Origin of the sequence: Streptococcus suis (genome assembly GCF_002960425.1) — a bacterium.
GTDB classification, from domain to species: Bacteria; Bacillota; Bacilli; order Lactobacillales; family Streptococcaceae; genus Streptococcus; species Streptococcus suis_S.
In genome coordinates this window covers 35,758-54,086 of the sequence record NZ_POIZ01000042.1, presented here as the reverse complement: position 1 = coordinate 54,086, position 18,329 = coordinate 35,758, and the positions used below count along the sequence as shown (strand labels likewise).

Below are 18,329 nucleotides of genomic sequence, written 5' to 3'. Positions count from 1 at the left end.
CAAAGTTCGCTTTATCTCCAACCTCAAACTGTCTCCCAGACAGTTTGAGCTGTGCGGGGGTGGGAGTGAAACAGTCTGGAAATAGACTGTTTCAGCTCAACAACTTAAAACGAAAAATTGTTGACGAACTCTTCTATGAATGGTCGAGTTCTTTCCCACTCCCTCATTTTTAGACAATTGTGTCAAATATAATTGACATAGAAAGGAGGGCACATGAACCGTGTCAAAGACTACCGCCTACTGCTAGGAATTTCCCAGCTGGATTTGGCCAAGGCCATCGGCGTATCCAGGCAAACCATCAACATGATTGAAAATAACAAATACAATCCCTCGCTAGACCTCTGTATCAACCTAGCCAAAGCTTTACAGACTGACCTCAACAGCCTCTTTTGGAATGAATAGAAAGGAATGAACACCATGAAAAAGAATACACATAAAGCTCTCATCTCTACCCTCATTTTTATCCCTCTCTTTGTCCTCTTTCAGCTTTGGGGCAATAGCGGAGCAGAAATCTTGCACACCATCAGCCAAGCCAAATTCTGGATACAACTACTGATTACTGGGGCAATCTACTTCTTAGGACTAGCCTACCTACCACTCATTTTTCGTCGTAAGTAAGATTGTCCTAAACAGCACCATTTGAAATGAATAGAAAGGAAAATATCATGAAAAAGAACACACGCAAAGCCCTTATCTCCACTCTCATTTTTATCCCTCTCTTTGTCCTCTTTCAGCTTTGGGGCAATAGCGGAGCTGACATCTTGCACATTATCAGCCAAGCCAAATTCTGGATACAACTACTGATTACTGGGGCAATCTACTTCTTAGGACTAGCCTACCTACCACTCATTTTTCGTCGTAAGTAAGATTGTCCTAAACAGCACCATTTGAAATGAATAGAAAGGAAAATATCATGAAAAAGAACACACGCAAAGCCCTTATCTCCACTCTCATTTTTATCCCGCTCTTTGTCCTCTTTCAGCTTTGGGGCAATAGCGGAGCAGAAATCTTGCACACCATCAGCCAAGCAAAATTTTGGCTACAATTGCTGATTGCTGGGACCATCTACTTCTTAGGTTTTGTTTACATCTTACCATTGATCGATCAAAAATAAGGAGCTGCTTATGAAAAAGGAAACCTTTCAAGATAAATTGATCAAACGTTTTTATGGTATCACAGGACCTCTGGATGAATTTCGCAAAAAAGAAGCCTTCCGACTAGGCAATACCTGCTTTATCCTGCTCTTTTGGGGCACCATGGTTCTTACCCTGCTGGCACTTGCCCTATCCAAACGCTACCCAGAAGTCGTTGCCTATGGCTACCCAACTGCTCTACTCCTATCCACTCTTTCCGCCAGTATGTATATGGCATCCAAGATGCGCCACAGCCAAGTGGACAGTTTAGATGTAGAAGAATTGACTAGCAAGGAACAGAGGCAGCTCAAGGGAGCAAGTTTCAAATTCACCCTCTATTTCACTGCCCTTATGTACATTTGGACTGTTGTTTTTGGTGCCTGGATGGAGGGACTCAATCCTCTCGACCACCTATTTGACCTCCGAAAATTCCTTGCAGCCTGTCTAGGGGGTATTTTCACAGGCATTGCTATCGAAATCATGTTACGCAAGCGCATGAAAAAAGCAGAACAACTGACTGTCAGCTCTGCTATTTCCAAAAAAGAACCTAAGTGGATTCAAAATATGATACGGCACGTTTATGGTATTCGCGGGCCTTTAGACGAGTACCGACGGACTAAGGCAGATGAGATTGGGGGAATAGCCTTTATCTACCACTTCTACTTCCTAGCTCTCGGAAATGCCATCGCCTACTTCCTAGCCTACCGCTATCCTCTGGAGGTGGCTACCTACTATCCAATGATCATTGGCTTCTTCAGTATTATCCTAATTGGTATCGTTAATATGCGCACCCTCCATGCTGACCTGCCTCAATATGACGTGGACGAACTAAGCCCTGAGGAAAGACAAGGACAGACCCTCAATCCACTGGTTTGGGGACTGGGGGTTGCCCTGCTATCTACCCTCTTTGCGGGGCTGGCAGACCTCTTTAGCCTCCAGCTTCCCCTACTGGATTCCATCTTCCACGTAAAATCCCTCCTCTTCGGTGGCATGATGGGCCTCTTTGCCAGTCTAGCCCTGTCTGCCCTTGCCTATCTGCAAAAACTGGAAGCAGATACTGCCAAGAAAAAATAAGGAGCTGACCCAATGAATAAACCTTTTACACCCAAACAAACCTGTCGATTTTTTGTTCTATTTTATGCTTTATTTTCTGCCCTCTTCATCTACTCTTACATGGTCAATGAGCCAATTAGCGGTTCATTCTTGCTCATGCTACCGACCATTCAAATCATCAAATCCTATAAAACAGCCGAAGAAAAACGCTACTTTATCATCCAAGCCATCTTTGCCCTTTTTGCCATGACCTTGACCTATTCCGTGGGCATTTGGCTAGAACATGTCAAACCACGTGTCCTCATCCTTCCTGCTGGATTTGCTCTTGCTATTCTTTATCGACTGTATTTCAAAAAGGAGGAAGATAGATGAACAACTTCAACACAAAATTAGTCCTTTCCTTGTTTGTTCTCGCCTATGCGACCATTTGTGGCTTGTTTATCCACAGTTTTCTGACTGGGGACGCCCCACCAATCTTAATCTTACTGTTCACTATTCTTCCAATCTTGAATAATGACAGGCAAACTACCAGTCCAGAATCAAATGCTGTCCAAAAAGCTATCTGTCTTTATCGCAAACCACTCTTGTGGTTCCTTTTAGCAGGTTTTGTCCTAACTTTCTCCATTGGATGTTTCACTGGACAAATCAAACCATTTCTTGCTGGGTTGTGGGGAAGTCTCCTTATTCTTCTCTTTCTTAAACAGTTGAAAAAATAAGGAGTTCGACCAATAGAACAGGAGAACTCTTCCTAATTATCGTGCTGGCGCAAGTCCAGCCTTTTTTTATTACAAAATCGTCCACTTTGTCGCATACTTTTTTCCCTATTTGTGCTACAATATGCTCATCTTTATTTTTTTGAAAAGGTAGCTTTATGAAAGCATTTAAGATACACCTTACTCCCAGTCAACGAATTATTCTGAGCTTTCTACTCGTTATACTGGTCGGCTCTCTCTTACTCAGTCTGCCCATTTCGCAAGTTCCTACATCGACTGCTAGTTATTGGGACCATCTGTTTACAACCGTTTCAATGGTCTGCGTGACTGGATTGTTTACAAAGGCTGTTGCCGATACCTATTCTACAGTGGGTCAAATCATCTGTATGTTACTCATTCAGATTGGAGGACTAAGCCTGGTTGGCTTTGTCGGTCTCTTTGCCCTACGAGGTGGTCGGAAAATCAATTTTATGAGTATGGCAACCCTCCAAGAAGCCCTCAATCGCTCCGATACCAAGCATTTTAGAAGCTTTCTCAAGTCCGTTTTCGGCTTCACCCTAGCCATTGAAACGCTGGGAGCCATTCTCCTATCCTTTCATTTCGTGCCAGAATTTGGCTGGGCGCGGGGAACCTTTACTTCTATTTTCTTAGCTGTTTCAGCTTTTTGTAATGCTGGTTTTGATAATTTCGGAGCCAACAGCATTGTCCGTTATGTTGACAATCCTCTGATAAACCTGACCTTAGCCAGCCTCATCATCATGGGAGGACTTGGATTTTCAGTCTGGTTTGATTTACACACACAACTTGGGCAAAAACACCATCTTGGGAAACTGGGTTTTCATACCAAGGTCGTTCTAGGCTTAACTGCAACTATTTTGGGATTAGGAACCCTGTTAACCTTACTCACAGAATGGAACAACCCTGCTACCATCGGTAATCTATCCTTTGGTCACAAGCTATTAGCTAGTTTTTTCCAAACGGTGACCATGCGAACGGCAGGATTTGCCAGCATTGATTATACCCAGGCTGAACCCGTCACCCTCCTCATCTACATCTTCCAAATGATGTTGGGAGGAGCACCAGGTGGAACAGCAGGAGGAATCAAAATTACAGCCTTTCTGACCTTGATCCTCTATGCCCGAAGCGAGATTTTGGGACTGCCCCATACCAACTTCCTTGGTCGAACCATTGACGGCCTGACCATCCGCAAGGCCTTTGCGACCTTCTCTGTCTTCCTTCTTGTATTTTTAGCAGGCTTATTTGCCCTCGCTATCACAGACAAGCACCAACCCTTACTTTTCTTGGTCTTTGAAGTGATGTCAGCCCTAGCAACCGTTGGAGTAACTGCCAACCTGACCCCGTCACTAAGCATGGCAGGACAGGCTGTTATCATGGCCCTCATGTTCTTCGGTCGCATTGGTCCCCTATCCATTCTGGCCAGTCTTGCCCTCCGCAAGGCTTCTAAAACAGAAAGCCTGCAATACGCTAAATCATCTATGTTAGTTTAAGAACCTGTATGCACAGTTCAGCACTTCACTTGTGAATATAGGTTCTAAAAAGGAGAAATCATGCCAAACTATACTATCGGAATTCTGGGCTTAGGAGTATTTGGTACCACCATTGCTAAGACCCTACACAATTATGACTGCAATATCATTGCCATTGATAACCATGAACAACAGATTAACCACCTCGAACCCATTCTCACCCGAGGAATTGTCGGTGATATAACCGACCGTTCTCTCTTGCGAGCTGCGGGCATTGAAAACTGTGATGCAGTCGTCGTTGCAACTGGAGATAATTTGGAATCCAGTGTGCTCGCTGTTATGCACAGTAAGATTCTCGGAGTACCAATGGTCGTTGCCAAGGTCAAGGGAACCACAGCCAAAGAAGTTCTCCTCCGTGTCGGTGCTGACAAAGTCATCTCTCCAGAACGTGAAACAGGTATTTCACTGGCCAAGCAACTTCTTCATAGAGATACAACTAGCCTCCTGGAACTAGAAGGCAATGTGGCTATCGTAGAATTCCATCCACCTGCAAAATGGATTGGTAAGACCTTGGGTGAACTCAAACTCCGTCAACACTATAAAATGAATATCATCGGTTACCGTAGCGGAGAAAATCAGGAATTGAACATCCAGCTAACCCCAGACTATGTCTTCAAGAGCCACGAACTCATCATGGCTGTTACAGACCATAATACCGTAGACCACTTTGAAGATTTAACCCATTAAAATAAGGAAAAAGCCTATTAGAAATGATGCATTCTAGTAGGCTTATCCTCTGTTATCAAGGAGATTTTATGAGCGACTTAACCAAGGGCAAACCCATTCTAGTCATCTTACAGTTTGCCATTCCCCTGCTGATTGGTTCCTTCTTTCAATTAGCCTATAACTTTGCCGATTCCATGATTGTTGGTCATACCTTAGGCAAGGACGCCTTTGCCAGTGTTGGCTCGACTGCCAGCTTGATTTTTCTCATCATCGGCTTCGCCCAAGGTGTGACAAATGGACTGACCATTCTTTCTGCCCAACGCTTCGGAGCTGAGGACTTGGAAGGATTGAAAAAATCCTTTGTTCATGGTCTTTTCTACTCTTTCCTTATCAGCCTGATACTGACAATCCTTGCATTGACTTTTTTACAACCTATCTTGGTCTTAATGAAGACACCTGCTAGTATCATCCAGCATTCCCATGCTTTTCTGACAGCTATGTTTGGTGGATTGACCTTTACTATTTTCTATAATTTCCTGTCCTCAGCCCTGCGCAGTCTTGGAAATTCTAAAACACCTCTAGTTGCCCTTATCATTGCCTGTTTTATCAATATCGGCTTGGACTTTTTCTTTATCCTAGTCATGAAATGGGGTGTTTTCGGGGCTGGGTTTGCAACCATCACCGCCCAGGCTTGCTCCGTTATCTTTCTGATTTTCTACATTGTCAAAAAAGTTCCCCAATACCATATTAGCTTTTCTGACTTACGATTGGACAAGGACAATCTCAAGAAACATGCCCAACTCGGTTTTCCTATGGGATTTCAAGCTAGTATCATTGCCATCGGAGCCATGACCCTACAGTTTATGGTCAACCAGCTAGGAACAGATGCTATCGCTGCCCAGGCTATTGCTCTCCGCACTGACCAACTGGCTATGCTACCAATGGTCAATCTGGGGCTGGCTATTGCAACCTTTACAGCCCAGAACTACGGAGCTAAACTCTATGATCGAATTCGAGAAGGGGTTCGCAAGGCACTCTACCTCAATATCGCTTGGGCTCTGATTTTTGCCCTCATTCTCGTTCTAGGCAATCGGTTCTTCTCTGGCCTCTTTCTTCCAAATGCCAGTCAAACCGTGCTAGACTTGGCCCTGGTTTACTACATCATCAACGGCTCTTGTTACTGGATTGTTGCCTCTCTCTTTATTCTTCGTAGCTTTATTCAAGGACTTGGCAAGGGCTTTATCCCAACACTGGCTGGCTTTGGGGAATTGATTTTCCGAGCAGCAGTCGCCATTATCGGCATGCAGTATTTCGGATTTTATGGAACAGCAGCCGCCAACCCTGCTGCTTGGATTGGCAGTATCTTGGTCCTCATTCCAAGTTCTATCATTTTTATGAAAAAATTAAAAACTGGCCAAAGTATATAAACAAGAAAAACGCATGAAATAAGCTCATGCGTTTTTAAAATAATATTTCCGTAGAAATTGGATATGCAAGATATTCCAAAGCGCACCATAGCTAAGTCCAACCAAGAAAGCAAAGCCGACTTGTACATTGGATACTGGTAGCAGATGAACAAAAAGAATGAGTCCTAAAACAAGCATTAATAGAATAGCTGTCGTCGTCTTATCCAACTTAAAATAGGCTGACAAAGGTTTGTCAGGACAGGCTTGCACTTCCTTGAATTGTTTAAAACTTACGCCAAGATTGACCCCAGCCGCTCCCATAATCGCACCAAAATAATAGTGAGGAAGGAAGTAGACCGACAAATAAGCAACTGTAACATAGGCAAGCACCAACAAGGCATACATCAGTTTTTTCATGACCAACCTCCTGGACTATTTTTAAAATTATTTTAACATATTATTTATATTGAGCAAAATATTTTAATATGATAGTTGACTTTCTAACTCGATTTCCGCCAAGAGTTTGCTATAATAATTTTGCTCATCAGCCAATAGTGGACTATTAGGCAACATTTTCTTAGCCTGAGCCAGAGATTTTTTCAAGGCTTTGCTATCTTTCGTAATTCGCTGGTGGTAGAGAGCCGCGATGACTTGGTAATTTCCCATAGGATACTTGAGCAGAGCCTTGACCTGTTTGTCCTGCCCTAATGCTCTAGCCTCTTCCTCCCTGCCTTGCAAGAGATAGACTTCTAGCAAAACAAGTTTGCTTGCCTTGATGATGTAATCATTATCCGATTTTGCTATCAACTTCTCCAATCGCTCTCGTGCTTCTTGATACTCCCCTTTAAAAATCAGCAACTCCGTCCAGTTTAGATAGTGGGTTTGTGGTAAATGCCCTGGCAAGATTGGCAGATCCAAGACAAAATCACTTAAATTCGCTGCAGTTGGGTCCACCATGACTTGAGAGGTATGTCTAAGTGCTTGATAGGCCAAGCGGCTATAGTCTAGATGAGTATACAACTCTTTTATTTTGGCACCATCCACCATTCCAGAAGGATTGGCGTTGAGGATAAACAAGGCTAGATTGAGGAGAATTTGCGATAGAGGCAGACTCCAATTCCCTGTTAAGAACCCAATCAAAACAGAAACAAGGATGAGACTGAGATGGACAATCAATCCACCTGCAGACATCAGAATCGACCGAGGATCATCCTCATCTCTTTTGACTCCGATATACTGAGCAGCTGCCCCTTGCACAATCACGGTTTTCTTCCATTTCCATCCTTGGTCAGTTTTGACCAACAAACGATTGCCCAAGCCAAGCGCCACCAAGTCAAAACCCGTCAGCCAACCAAAGAAGGCATGACCTAATTCGTGGAGAATAAGGGTCAGGTAAAAAGTACCTAGAAACCAGACATAACCTAGACCAAACACCCACAGTCCATAGAAGGAACCATTTTCTGGTAAAAGCTGAGCCATCCCATAAGTCGAATACATGGCACTCGCAAAACCACAAAGAACAGAAACACCTATAACAATCCAATTCCATACTTTCTTCATAACAAAGCTCCTTTTTATATAGTATAACAGAAAAAGACTAGAAAACCTAGTCTTTTACTTGTTTTTTTTAGCATTTCAATCTTAGGAATTTGGATCATCCAAACTACGCCCATGTAAGCCTTTCTCACGTTGAACTTGGCGGAGTTTCTCTGGCGTCACATCGTTACCGTCTTCATCAACCAGTTTAATCCCCTCAATATGATGACGGATTGCTCGACGATACCCCTCAATATATTCTTCCCTCAGCTGAGCCTGTTCAACTTTTTCCTCTGGTGTCAAGGTACCAGCTTTTTTCTTTTTAGCCAATTCATTGATACGATCGATTTTTGCTTGTTCCATGTCTGCCTCCTTTTATCTCTTAAAACAAGGTCCACTTCCCTTGATTGTCCGGTAAATACGCTTCCTGTGGTATCAGAGGATTATAGGCAATCCTCACCACATCAACATTCTCTAATTGTCTTTTTCCTGTATAACCAACTGGGATTGGACCTAGCTTGATAACTTCACCCATCCTATAAATAATAGTATCATAAATTTCATAGGTTTTTCCATCCACGTCATAAGCATAAACATAGACAGAATTCTTCTTGAAACGTAGTCGCCTCATAAAACGCCCTTGCGTTTCAGCAGTACATAGTTTCTGTTTGCATTTTTTGCGAATAGCAGGTTTAGCATTGCCCCTTTCTATCTTAGATGTTCGCCACATCCAACGAAAAAGGAATACTATAATAACAATCATCGCCAAAGCTTGCAAAGGAATGATAACATACAACTCTATAATTCTGAAAAGAGACATACTACCTACTTACTATTCAAGAGATTAAAGACCGCCACTACAGAAGCCTTATCCGCCAAAGCTTTCAGCACTGCCAAACGGTTGGCTTTGACGGCCGCATCTTCTGCCATGACCATGGTGTTGTCGAAGAAGTCTGCGATGACTGGGCTGAGAGCAAAGAGCTTGTCCAAGTTGCCTGCCATATCTTCCGTCAACTCCAAGCCAGCCACTGCTGCAGCAAGGGCTTTTTCCTGCTCATTTTCAAAGAGTGCCTCGTCAATGACAGTCGCCTCCGCCTTTTCAGCCAAGTTGAAGACACGTGACAAGTTTTCCACGGCTTCCTTGTAGTCAGCCTCTTTTGATTTTTGGAAAATAGCAGAGCTGGCTGCCAGTTGCAGTCTGACCACAAAGGTTGAGCTGGCAAGTACAGCCTCACGGATGTCTTTCGGAATGGCCTTGTCCATCATCTTCTCTACACGGGCACGGATAAAGTCCATCACAGCTGGCTGGTTGTCATAAGTCAAGCTAGCAAAGTTCAAGCTGTAGAGCTCTGCAATCAACTGATCCAATGGAATTTCCCAACCAAATGCTTCCAAGATCCGTACGATACCCTGTGTTGCACGACGAAGAGCGTAAGGATCGTTTGAGCCAGAAGGAATCAAGCCAACTGAGAAGAAGGATAGGAGGGTATCAAACTTATCAGCCAGTGCCAAGACCGCACCGACCTTGCTTTCAGGCAATTCGCCTTCTGCTGAGTTTGGCAAGTAGTGCTCACGGATTGCTGCTGCCACCGCAGGTTTTTCCCCTGCAAGAAGGGCATACTTCTCACCCATAATCCCTTGCAATTCATCAAACTCACCGACCATGCCTGTCAAGAGGTCAAACTTATAGATGTCTGCTGCACGTACCACATCTGCTTTTTCATCCGCAGACAAGCCTGCCAAGTCAGCCAGTTTTTCTGCGATGACTTTGGTGCGTTCCATGTGCTCGTAAAGTGAGCCGATTTTTTCATGGAAGGTCACGACTTTGAGGCGTTCCACCAAGTCAGCAATCTTGAGTTTTTGGTCTTCACGCCAGAAGAACTCGCCGTCTTCCAAACGAGCCACCAAGACTTTTTCGTTTCCTTTGATGACATTGTCAAGATGTTGGTCGTTCCCGTTGCGGACGGAGATGAAGTTTGGCAAAAGCTTGCCAGACTTATCACGCACCACGAAGTAACGCTGATGATTTTTCATAGAAGTAACCAAAACTTCTTCTGGTACTTCCAGGTATTTGGTGTCAAAGGAACCCATGAAGGCAGTTGGATACTCGACCAAGTTGAGAACTTCATTGAGTAGGTCTTCATCAATCTCGACTGTCACATTGTGTTTGTCCTCGATAGCCTTGATTTGCTCGATAATCATGTTTTGACGCTCTGCGGGATCAGTGATAACAAACTGTGCACGCAAGTCTGCCTCGTATGAATCTGCACTTGCAATCTCAGTTTCATTTCCAAGGAAACGATGACCACGGCTGATGCGAGCGGATGAAATGTCCAAGAAATCCATATCCAATGCCTCATCGTCCAAGAGAACGGTCAAGGTGTGGACAGGACGGATGTAGGCGAATTTGTTGGACGCCCAGTTCATGCTGACAGGGAAGGTCATAGCCTTCAAGACCTCTGGAATACCCGCCAAGACTGCCTTAGCTGGCTGACCAGCTTCGTGTTTGGTCACATAGACATACTCTTCGCCCTTGATCTCGCGGAACTCAATGTCAGCTGTCGTCAAGCCTTTACCACGGACAAAACCTTCTGCCGCCTTGGTGAAGTTTCCGTCTGCATCCAAGGCAATCTTCTTAGCAGGACCCTTGAAATCTTCTGTAAGATCAGTCTGCTGGTCTGCCAAACCACGCACACGAACAGCCAAACGGCGTGGCGTTGAAAAGACATCGATGCTATCAAAAGCCAAGCGATTGTCTGTCAAAAAAGTCGCCATGCGGTCACGCAACTGGTGCATGGCTGGGGTTACGATGTAGGCAGGAATTTCTTCCAAGCCAAGTTCAACAAGTAAATTCTTTGTCATTATTCTGCGTCCTCCTTCAACAATTCTGCCCGTGTTGCTTCATCTAAAAGTGGGAAACCAAGTTTTTTTCGCTCTGCCACAAAGGTCTTGGCAACGACACGGGCAAGGTTACGGATACGGGCAATGTAGCCAGCACGCTCGGTTACAGACACAGCTCCGCGGGCATCGAGCAAGTTAAAGGTGTGAGAACATTTGAGCACATAGTCAAAGGCTGGGTGAACCAAGCCTTCTTCCAAAGCCCGCTCTGCTTCTTTTTCAAACTTAGTGAAGTTTTCGAGGAGCATATCTTGGTCGGATACTTCAAAGGAATATTTTGAATGCTCATACTCTGGCTGGATAAAGATTTCACCGTATTTAACACCGTCTGCCCACTCGATGTCGTAAACGGAGTCAACCTCTTGGATGTAAGAAGCCAAGCGTTCCAAACCATAAGTTACTTCGGCTGTGACTGGACCTGTTGCCAAACCACCAACTTGTTGGAAGTAGGTAAACTGCGTGATTTCCATACCGTCCAACCAGACTTCCCAGCCCAGACCAGCTGAGCCTGTTGACGGATTTTCCCAGTTGTCCTCAACGAAACGAATATCATGCTCCAAAGGATTGATACCCAAACGCTCCAAAGATTCCAAGTAGAGTTCTTGGATATTAGACGGAGATGGTTTCATAACTACTTGGAATTGGTGGTGCTGATACAAACGGTTTGGATTTTCCCCATAACGACCATCCGCAGGACGACGACTTGGCTCAACATAAGCCGCATTCCATGGCTCAGGACCGATAGCACGCAAGAAAGTGTACGGGCTCATTGTACCCGCACCCTTCTCCGTATCATAAGCCTGCATGAGCAAGCACCCCTGCTCATTCCAAAATTGTTGTAAGGTCAGGATGATTTCCTGAAAGGTAAGTTTTTTAGACATATTCTTCCTTCTTTCTATTTTAAATAATCTTGCGACGTGAGCCTTCCTAGCCGATATTGCTAGGAAAGGCGAACTAGTACAGCGTCTAGCTCAATCGCACTAGCGATGAGCGTGTGGCAATTCGACTGAAAGGAGACTATGCCACTGACGCTGTGAAAGGTAAGTTTTTTAGACATATATTTCCTCCGTTTTTGTTAGACAAACAAAAAGAACCACATTCTCTTCCCCTGTCAGCAGACATAGGGGCGTTGAGAACGCGGTTCCACCCTAATTTATTACTTCATTTATATGATTGATAAGTAGTCGGATGAGGTCACGACTGGGAAAGCGCCAATTATTTCAAGACTGGCTTGGCTTCCACTCTCCCAAGCTCGCTAGACAGGCTTTTGAAACAACCTTCTTTCATGCTTAGTATTGTAGCAGAAAAAGAATATTTTGTCCAGAAAGAGCACTATTTATCCGATTATAAACCCATAGTAGGACTGTTGTAATCCAATAGATATTTTTCTGGTACTACTCCCAAGAATTTTTCTACCTGTTGACTGATAAAATCTAGGGCATTTTCCAAATCCTCTACTCTATCAGAATTGACCAGTTCCATAACCAAGAAAGCATTCTTCGTGCTATCTGTAATCATGGTCCGCTCACCATCGCGCCAGTTGAAACAGCGACAAACCGCCCCCTTATCATCCTTATAGCAAACTTCCCCTGGTAGAGTTGGATTATTGGTTTCATCACCAATGAGATAGAATTCATCCCCACCCTCAGTGACCGTTAGTTGAAGATCGCCTACAAATGTATCTAAATCTTCAGCACCACATGGAAGACCAAAACGCAAACTTGCCGCATTATAGATATCCACTAGCGGAGAGATAGTTGAAACTGGACGGTCACTAGCAGAACGCTTCAAAAGTGCTTCAATACTAGAACGTGCGCCTTTTTTTGTTTTAAATTTTTGATAGGCTTGACGATATGTACGAATGACCTCATTCTCACTAAAGGTATCTTCCGTAAGAAATTTCTGGGCAATTCCGTTGCTTTCTTCCAGTAATTTCACTAATTCATCAGGTGATTGCGCCGGCGTTTTATACCCTTTCAATAATAGCACTCCAATTTTAGCGTCTGGAAATAGATTCCAGAAAGATGAATCAACAACAAATTGTGACATATTCTTACTCCTTTTTTATACAAAATCAGCACCCTATGAACATCTTCAAAGACCTAACGATGTTCATAAAATGCTGATGCATGTCTACCCGGTGGCAGTAAATATTTGGTTGCTTTCATTGTATAATATTGCTATTAAAAAAGCAATTAATAAATCAAAATGCGAAATGCCTGATTTCCTTACTATCTATGACTAATCTTTCTGGTCAAGAAATCACCAATAAACTGAATGGCAAAGATGATAACCAAGATCAAGAAAGTTGCAAGGAAGGTCACATCGTCATTGTAACGCAAGTAACCGTAGGAAAGGGCAACTTGTCCCAAACCACCTGCTCCGATAGCTCCTGCCATGGCTGTATAGCCGACCAAGGAAACTAGGGCAAAGGTCGTCACACGAATCAAGTCAGGCAGACCCTCACGCAGATAGACAAGGACAATATCCCAGAAAGTCGCTCCTGAAGCCTGAGCAGCCTCAATGACACCACGGTCCAATTCTGACAAGACCACCTCAACCTGACGGGCAAAGAAGGGGAAGACTGAAAGTGCAAGAGGAACCAAAGCTGCCTCTGTACCGATCGTTTTTCCAACAATAATTTTTGTCAAAGGAGCAATGGCCGCCAACAAAATAATGAAAGGAATGGCACGGAAAATCGAAGCCACCTTATCCAAAATCCAATAAACCGTCTTATTTTCAATGACACCCCGAGGACCAGTCAATACCAAGAACAAACCAGATACCAAGCCCATAAAGCCACCAAAAGCAAAGGAAACAAAGGTCATATAGAGGGTCAAATTAAAATGTGTTAACCAACCTGTCTGACCATCCCAGCCCAATTTATAAATATCTGGAAAATTCGTTTGAATCCATTCTAACATCTAGTTTGCTCCTTTCAAAATCGTCACTTCCACACGCGCCTCCGTCACTGCCTCAATCGCACGGTGCAACTGACCAGGCTCGCCAGAGAGAATAACTACCATCTCACCGACTGGCGTATGGTCCAAAATCTCAATATTGCCATACAAAATATTGGCAGATACTTGATAGAATTTGTACAAATCATTGACAATGGCCGTATCCGTGTTGGAACCCGCATACTTGAGTTGCACCAAAATACTGTTTTCAGGCAAATTCTGTACAATATCCTGCTGGTAGATTTTCACCAAGGCCTCATCAATTCCTGTTGCTGTTTTGATGAAATCCTGGGTCAATTCTTCTTTTGGATGAGAGAAGATTTCCAAAACTGAACCCTCTTCAATCAAGCGACCATCCTGCATAACAGCCACACGGTTACAAATGTCTTTTACAATCTGCATCTCGTGGGTAATCATAACAATGGTCAAACCCAGTTTTTCATTCAACTCCTGCAAGAGTGCCAAAATCTGCTTAGTCGTTTTCGGATCCAAGGCAGAAGTAGACTCATCAGAAATCAAGATTTTAGGGTCATTGGCCAAGGCACGAGCAATGGCAACACGTTGCTTTTGACCACCAGACAACTGAGCTGGATAGTTTTCAGCACGATCCGAAAGCCCAACCAAGTCCAACAACTTAGCAACTTTTTCTTTCTTCTCCTGTTTACTCAAACCCGAATGCTTAAGGGCAAAGGCTACGTTTTCTTCTGCCGTCATCTGAGCCATCAGATTGAAATGCTGGAAAATCATTCCAATCTCGCGGCGTTTACTCCGCAATTGAGCAGGGGTAAGTGTGACCTTTTCTCCCTCGTAAATTACATCCTCATCAATGGTAATCTTACCTGCTGTCGGCACCTGCAACAAATTGATGACTCGAACAAGGGTAGATTTCCCAGCACCCGAATAACCTACGATACCGTAAATATCCCCCTGATTGATATGGATGGTCACATCCTTGACCGCTTCGATGGTGCGTTTTTTCTGCTGGAAAGTTACATCAATATTATCTAGCTTAATCATTTCCTTACTCATAACTTGCAATTAACTCCTCTACTAATTCAACATGGCTATAGTAGTCAGCGATGCTGACATTTTCATCACCTGCATGGTCACGACTGTTGGCATTTCCTAATCCAAATCCTGCAATCGGCACACCTAGAGCATGAAAGACGGTGTGCATAGGGCCTGTTCCCGGTGAAGTCGGCAAGACAGCAACTCCTTCTGGTGTCAATTTTTTAGCCAATTCAATCACATTGACAATGGCAGGATGGGACATATCACTTCGGTAGCTCATTTCTCCCAAAGTAAAGATAACCTCAACTTTTTCAAAACCATGCTTGTCCAAATGCTGGCGAATCTTATCTAATACATCATGTGGCTCCAAACCTGGTACCAAACGAACTTCCATCTTAGCAGAAGCCTGAGCTGGTATGATGGTCTTAACCCCTTGACCAAGATAGCCAGTTGACAAGCCTTCAATAGTAATGGACGGTTCAAAATACAGACGTTTCAGGAACTCACGACGATCTTCTACCAGGGTTGGAAGAGTCAAGCCATAAATGTCTTTCATAGACTGACTGGTTGCCAGGGCAAATTCCTCCACCAAGGCCAATTCACGCTCATTTGGCTCTTGTACTTGCTCGTAAATGCCATCTACCAGAATTCGTCCATCTGCAGCCCGCATAGATTGAAGTGCTGATAATAAATACCAGCTTGCCGAATCAATGACACCACCATAGGAAGAATGAATGTCCAAGTCGGCTGATTTGACCTGAAGATCAAAGGTCACAATTCCCTTATTGCCACCAGCAATCTCTAGCTGATGTAGGCTATTACGATGCCCTTGTTCCCAAACCAGCAAGTCAGCTCCAAGCAAGTCTTCCTTGTATTTGGCAAGGTACTTATCCAAGTCGACAGAGGCGGACTCCTCTGCCCCCTCCATGATAAAAATCACATTGACTGGTAAATGACCGTTTTGTCTAGCTAGGTATTTTTTCAAGGCTGACAGACGAGCTGTAATATGCCCCTTATCATCGTCCACCCCGCGACCATAGATATAGCCGTTGGAAATGGTCAATTCAAAAGGATGGCCCTTCTCCCAAACCTGATCGGCATCCGCTGGCACTGTATCGTAGTGGTTATAGAAAATCAAGGTTTTGGCATTTGGGACTGTCGCTGCAAACTTAGCCATGACAAAAGGTGCAGCATAACTATCATCTAAAATAACATCCGCCCCTGCCTCTTCAAACATCTCTTTCAAGTAAGTCGCCACATCCAAGAGACCAATCTGTTGAGCAAAAATAGATTTCTTTGAAATCAAGACTTTTAACTTTTCAAAATAGTGCTGAATAATCGCATCCTGTTCAAAAGCTTGAATTTTACTATCTGCCATGCTTCCTCCTCATTCAAATCTTCTAACCAAAATCAAAAATTTCTCGCATTTATGACTCTGGTTAAGAGATTTTTCTTATCTCTATAAAAACAGATAGAGGGCTGAACAATCCTGTCCAGTCCTCAATCTATTTGCTTTTTACCAAACTGGCTCATCCATACCGTCAGATGTTGTTTCGATAACTTCACGAACTTCATCTGTGTGGTAAGCAGCTACAATTTTCTTAATCGCTTCAGCTTGTTCTGATTTTTCCCAATCGCTACGAGCTGCAATCAAGTTGTACCATTGTGCTGAGTTTTCATCTTTTTGCTCTTTGTAAAGGGCGTTCTTGTAATCCAAACCAGCTTCCAATACGAAGGTGTTGTTTACAACTGCTGCATCAACTGAACTAAGTGAGCTTGCTGTTTGGCTTGCATCCAACTCAGTGATTTTCAAGTTTTTCTTGTTTTCAGTAATATCAGCAATCGTTGCCAATTCTGTACCAGATACACCCACCTTGATCAAACCAGCTGCTTGAAGAAGGTAAAGGGCACGGCTTTCGTTTGTTGGGTCATTTGGAACCGCAATTTCTGCACCATCTGGAATTTCTTCTACTTTAGTGTACTTGTTTTTGCCATCAGCTGTACCTGAGTAAAGACGGATTGGTGAGATATAGGTATCTGCAATAGCAACCAAGTCTTCACCATTTTCTTCATTCCAGTTGTTCAAGAAGTTATAGTGTTGGAAAGCGTTGATGTCTACTTCATTTTCAGCTACTGCCTTGTTTGGCTGTGAGTAGTCTGTAAATTGAGTGAACTCCAATTTCACTTCATCACCAAGGATTTCTTGGATCTTGTCCCAACGTGCTTGCTCAGAATCACTCAAGCTCATCACACCAACACGAACAGTTGTTGCTGATGAATCAGATGAAGAGCTACCACATGCAGCAAGTACACCTACTGATAAGGCAGCTGCTGCTAAACTAAACAATTTTTTTAATTTCATAAAAATATCTCCTTAATTTTTTGAACTGAAACTATCTTAACACAGAAAAAACAATCTGGCTAATTGGCTTTTTTTATAGAGTGTTATAAGTTTCAGTTATAACAAATACCCTTGCAATTATAAGAGTTGATAATAAAAAGAGGGAACCCCCTCTTTAAAATACCTCCACCAAATACTGAAACAAGTTCCTATGCTGTTTGCAGTCATTGTAAAGAAATTCTGGATGCCATTGAAGCCCAAACAGGGCCTGCTTACCCTGACTCTCGTAGGCCTCAATCGTGCCATCTCTCGGATCCAGACCAGTTGCCACCAAACCAGGCGCCAAATCCTTAATCCGTTGATGATGGAAAGAATTGATGGAGCTTCCTTGAGCAAATAGTTGACTGACACGACTTTTTGGTTTGACCTGCAAACGATGGGAAGTCCCTTTGATATCCTCTTGCCAATGGTCTGCCACTTCCTGTTCCAAACTACCACCCAGAGCAACATTGAGCAACTGCATGCCACGGCAGACCGCAAAAATTGGTTTCCCCTGACGGAGTGCCTCTTTAATCAAGGCTAGCTCAAACTCGTCCCGCTCCAAAAGATAATCATCGCTGTCAATCAAACGCTTTTGACCGTACAAGCTCGGATCCACGTGCTGACCACCTGACAAAATCAGTTTATCAATCATGTCGATATAGTCCTTGGCCATATAAGGAGCCCCCATGGGAATGACAATCGGTACACCACCAGCCTGACGAACACCGTCCGCCAATTCACGCGCAACTGTCACGTAGCGACGACCTTCCGCAGTCGGAAATTCTCTTTCATTACCTGAAATTCCAATAATGACTTTTCCCATAAGAAACTCCTTTCTGTGATTTTTTACATTTTAACACGACCAGCCAAGCCTGTCTAATATAGAAGTTTTATGGACTGATAAAAAATAACTATCAGACCGACCAAGAAACCATTGCCCACAGGCATGAGCTTGCCTGTTGCCCTTTCATAGATAAAATCTATACCAGGCTTAAGAAAAAACTATATCGGAGCCGGCATTAA

The 18,329-nt window shown here is 43.6% G+C and carries 22 protein-coding genes; 10 read left to right on the top strand and 12 right to left on the bottom strand.

The annotated features are described in order from the left end of the window. Positions 1 to 213 precede the first annotated feature (213 nt). The 10 genes from C1G57_RS05180 (at position 214) to C1G57_RS05135 (ending at position 6,539) form a co-directional block, all read left to right on the top strand. On the top strand, positions 214 to 402 hold the full coding sequence (locus C1G57_RS05180) for a helix-turn-helix transcriptional regulator (RefSeq protein ID WP_002942681.1): 189 nt from the start codon (positions 214 to 216) through the stop codon (positions 400 to 402). Between the two features lie 15 nt (positions 403 to 417). Further along, positions 418 to 618: a hypothetical protein gene (locus tag C1G57_RS05175; RefSeq protein ID WP_105114036.1), complete on the top strand. Its 201-nt coding sequence runs from the start codon at positions 418 to 420 to the stop codon at positions 616 to 618. 47 nt (positions 619 to 665) lie between these two features. Continuing rightward, positions 666 to 866: a hypothetical protein gene (locus tag C1G57_RS05170; protein WP_105114035.1), complete on the top strand. Its 201-nt coding sequence runs from the start codon at positions 666 to 668 to the stop codon at positions 864 to 866. A 47-nt stretch (positions 867 to 913) separates the two neighbouring features. Continuing rightward, a complete protein-coding gene (locus tag C1G57_RS05165; RefSeq protein ID WP_105114034.1) occupies positions 914 to 1,114 on the top strand; it encodes a hypothetical protein in 201 nt (66 codons plus the stop codon). A 10-nt stretch (positions 1,115 to 1,124) separates the two neighbouring features. Then, positions 1,125 to 2,207: a DUF3278 domain-containing protein gene (locus C1G57_RS05160; RefSeq protein ID WP_105114033.1), complete on the top strand. Its 1,083-nt coding sequence runs from the start codon at positions 1,125 to 1,127 to the stop codon at positions 2,205 to 2,207. A 12-nt stretch (positions 2,208 to 2,219) separates the two neighbouring features. Next, complete coding sequence (locus C1G57_RS05155) at positions 2,220 to 2,558, top strand: MFS transporter (protein WP_105114032.1); 339 nt, start codon at positions 2,220 to 2,222, stop codon at positions 2,556 to 2,558. Further along, entirely contained in the window at positions 2,555 to 2,902 is a 348-nt protein-coding gene (locus C1G57_RS05150; RefSeq protein WP_105114031.1) for a hypothetical protein, read from the top strand. The genes C1G57_RS05155 and C1G57_RS05150 overlap by 4 nt, the downstream gene beginning before the upstream one ends. 155 nt (positions 2,903 to 3,057) lie before the next feature. Continuing rightward, on the top strand, positions 3,058 to 4,407 hold the full coding sequence (locus C1G57_RS05145; protein ID WP_105114030.1) for a TrkH family potassium uptake protein: 1,350 nt from the start codon (positions 3,058 to 3,060) through the stop codon (positions 4,405 to 4,407). 60 nt (positions 4,408 to 4,467) lie between these two features. Beyond that, positions 4,468 to 5,133 (top strand): potassium channel family protein, encoded by a 666-nt coding sequence (locus tag C1G57_RS05140; protein WP_105114029.1) that lies wholly within the window; start codon positions 4,468 to 4,470, stop codon positions 5,131 to 5,133. Between the two features lie 68 nt (positions 5,134 to 5,201). Next, the gene (locus C1G57_RS05135) at positions 5,202 to 6,539 is read left to right on the top strand and encodes an MATE family efflux transporter (RefSeq protein WP_105114028.1); all 1,338 of its coding nucleotides are present in this window, start codon (positions 5,202 to 5,204) and stop codon (positions 6,537 to 6,539) included. Positions 6,540 to 6,563: 24 nt separating this feature from the next. Here the strand turns inward: C1G57_RS05135 and C1G57_RS05130 are convergent, their stop codons facing one another. The 12 genes from C1G57_RS05130 to C1G57_RS05075 all read right to left on the bottom strand — a co-directional run bounded on the left by C1G57_RS05130 (position 6,564) and on the right by C1G57_RS05075 (position 18,129). Next, positions 6,564 to 6,935 carry a hypothetical protein gene (locus C1G57_RS05130; RefSeq protein WP_105114027.1) on the bottom strand — a complete coding sequence of 124 codons (372 nt, stop codon included), beginning with the start codon at positions 6,933 to 6,935 and terminating at the stop codon, positions 6,564 to 6,566. A 63-nt stretch (positions 6,936 to 6,998) separates the two neighbouring features. After that, on the bottom strand, positions 6,999 to 8,078 hold the full coding sequence (locus C1G57_RS05125) for a site-2 protease family protein (protein ID WP_105114026.1): 1,080 nt from the start codon (positions 8,076 to 8,078) through the stop codon (positions 6,999 to 7,001). Positions 8,079 to 8,159: 81 nt separating this feature from the next. Further along, positions 8,160 to 8,417 carry a DUF896 family protein gene (locus C1G57_RS05120; RefSeq protein ID WP_002942632.1) on the bottom strand — a complete coding sequence of 86 codons (258 nt, stop codon included), beginning with the start codon at positions 8,415 to 8,417 and terminating at the stop codon, positions 8,160 to 8,162. Positions 8,418 to 8,436: 19 nt separating this feature from the next. Further along, on the bottom strand, positions 8,437 to 8,685 hold the full coding sequence (locus C1G57_RS11045) for a hypothetical protein (RefSeq protein WP_153045609.1): 249 nt from the start codon (positions 8,683 to 8,685) through the stop codon (positions 8,437 to 8,439). A 194-nt stretch (positions 8,686 to 8,879) separates the two neighbouring features. Next, the gene (gene glyS, locus C1G57_RS05110; RefSeq protein ID WP_105114024.1) at positions 8,880 to 10,916 is read right to left on the bottom strand and encodes a glycine--tRNA ligase subunit beta; all 2,037 of its coding nucleotides are present in this window, start codon (positions 10,914 to 10,916) and stop codon (positions 8,880 to 8,882) included. Beyond that, positions 10,916 to 11,833 (bottom strand): glycine--tRNA ligase subunit alpha, encoded by a 918-nt coding sequence (gene glyQ / locus C1G57_RS05105; protein ID WP_002939388.1) that lies wholly within the window; start codon positions 11,831 to 11,833, stop codon positions 10,916 to 10,918. The genes glyS and glyQ overlap by 1 nt, the downstream gene beginning before the upstream one ends. 463 nt (positions 11,834 to 12,296) lie before the next feature. Then, positions 12,297 to 13,001, bottom strand: coding sequence for a B3/4 domain-containing protein (locus C1G57_RS05100; protein ID WP_105114023.1), 705 nt, complete (start codon positions 12,999 to 13,001; stop codon positions 12,297 to 12,299). A gap of 182 nt (positions 13,002 to 13,183) precedes the next feature. After that, the gene (locus C1G57_RS05095) at positions 13,184 to 13,876 is read right to left on the bottom strand and encodes a methionine ABC transporter permease (RefSeq protein ID WP_029179347.1); all 693 of its coding nucleotides are present in this window, start codon (positions 13,874 to 13,876) and stop codon (positions 13,184 to 13,186) included. Then, positions 13,877 to 14,941 carry a methionine ABC transporter ATP-binding protein gene (locus C1G57_RS05090; protein WP_105114022.1) on the bottom strand — a complete coding sequence of 355 codons (1,065 nt, stop codon included), beginning with the start codon at positions 14,939 to 14,941 and terminating at the stop codon, positions 13,877 to 13,879. Continuing rightward, entirely contained in the window at positions 14,934 to 16,301 is a 1,368-nt protein-coding gene (locus C1G57_RS05085; RefSeq protein WP_105114021.1) for a M20/M25/M40 family metallo-hydrolase, read from the bottom strand. Before C1G57_RS05085 ends, C1G57_RS05090 begins: the two co-directional genes overlap by 8 nt. A 138-nt stretch (positions 16,302 to 16,439) precedes the next feature. Then, positions 16,440 to 17,285, bottom strand: coding sequence for a MetQ/NlpA family ABC transporter substrate-binding protein (locus C1G57_RS05080; protein ID WP_105114020.1), 846 nt, complete (start codon positions 17,283 to 17,285; stop codon positions 16,440 to 16,442). A gap of 154 nt (positions 17,286 to 17,439) precedes the next feature. Continuing rightward, complete coding sequence (locus C1G57_RS05075; protein ID WP_105114019.1) at positions 17,440 to 18,129, bottom strand: gamma-glutamyl-gamma-aminobutyrate hydrolase family protein; 690 nt, start codon at positions 18,127 to 18,129, stop codon at positions 17,440 to 17,442. Positions 18,130 to 18,329: the final 200 nt, after the last annotated feature.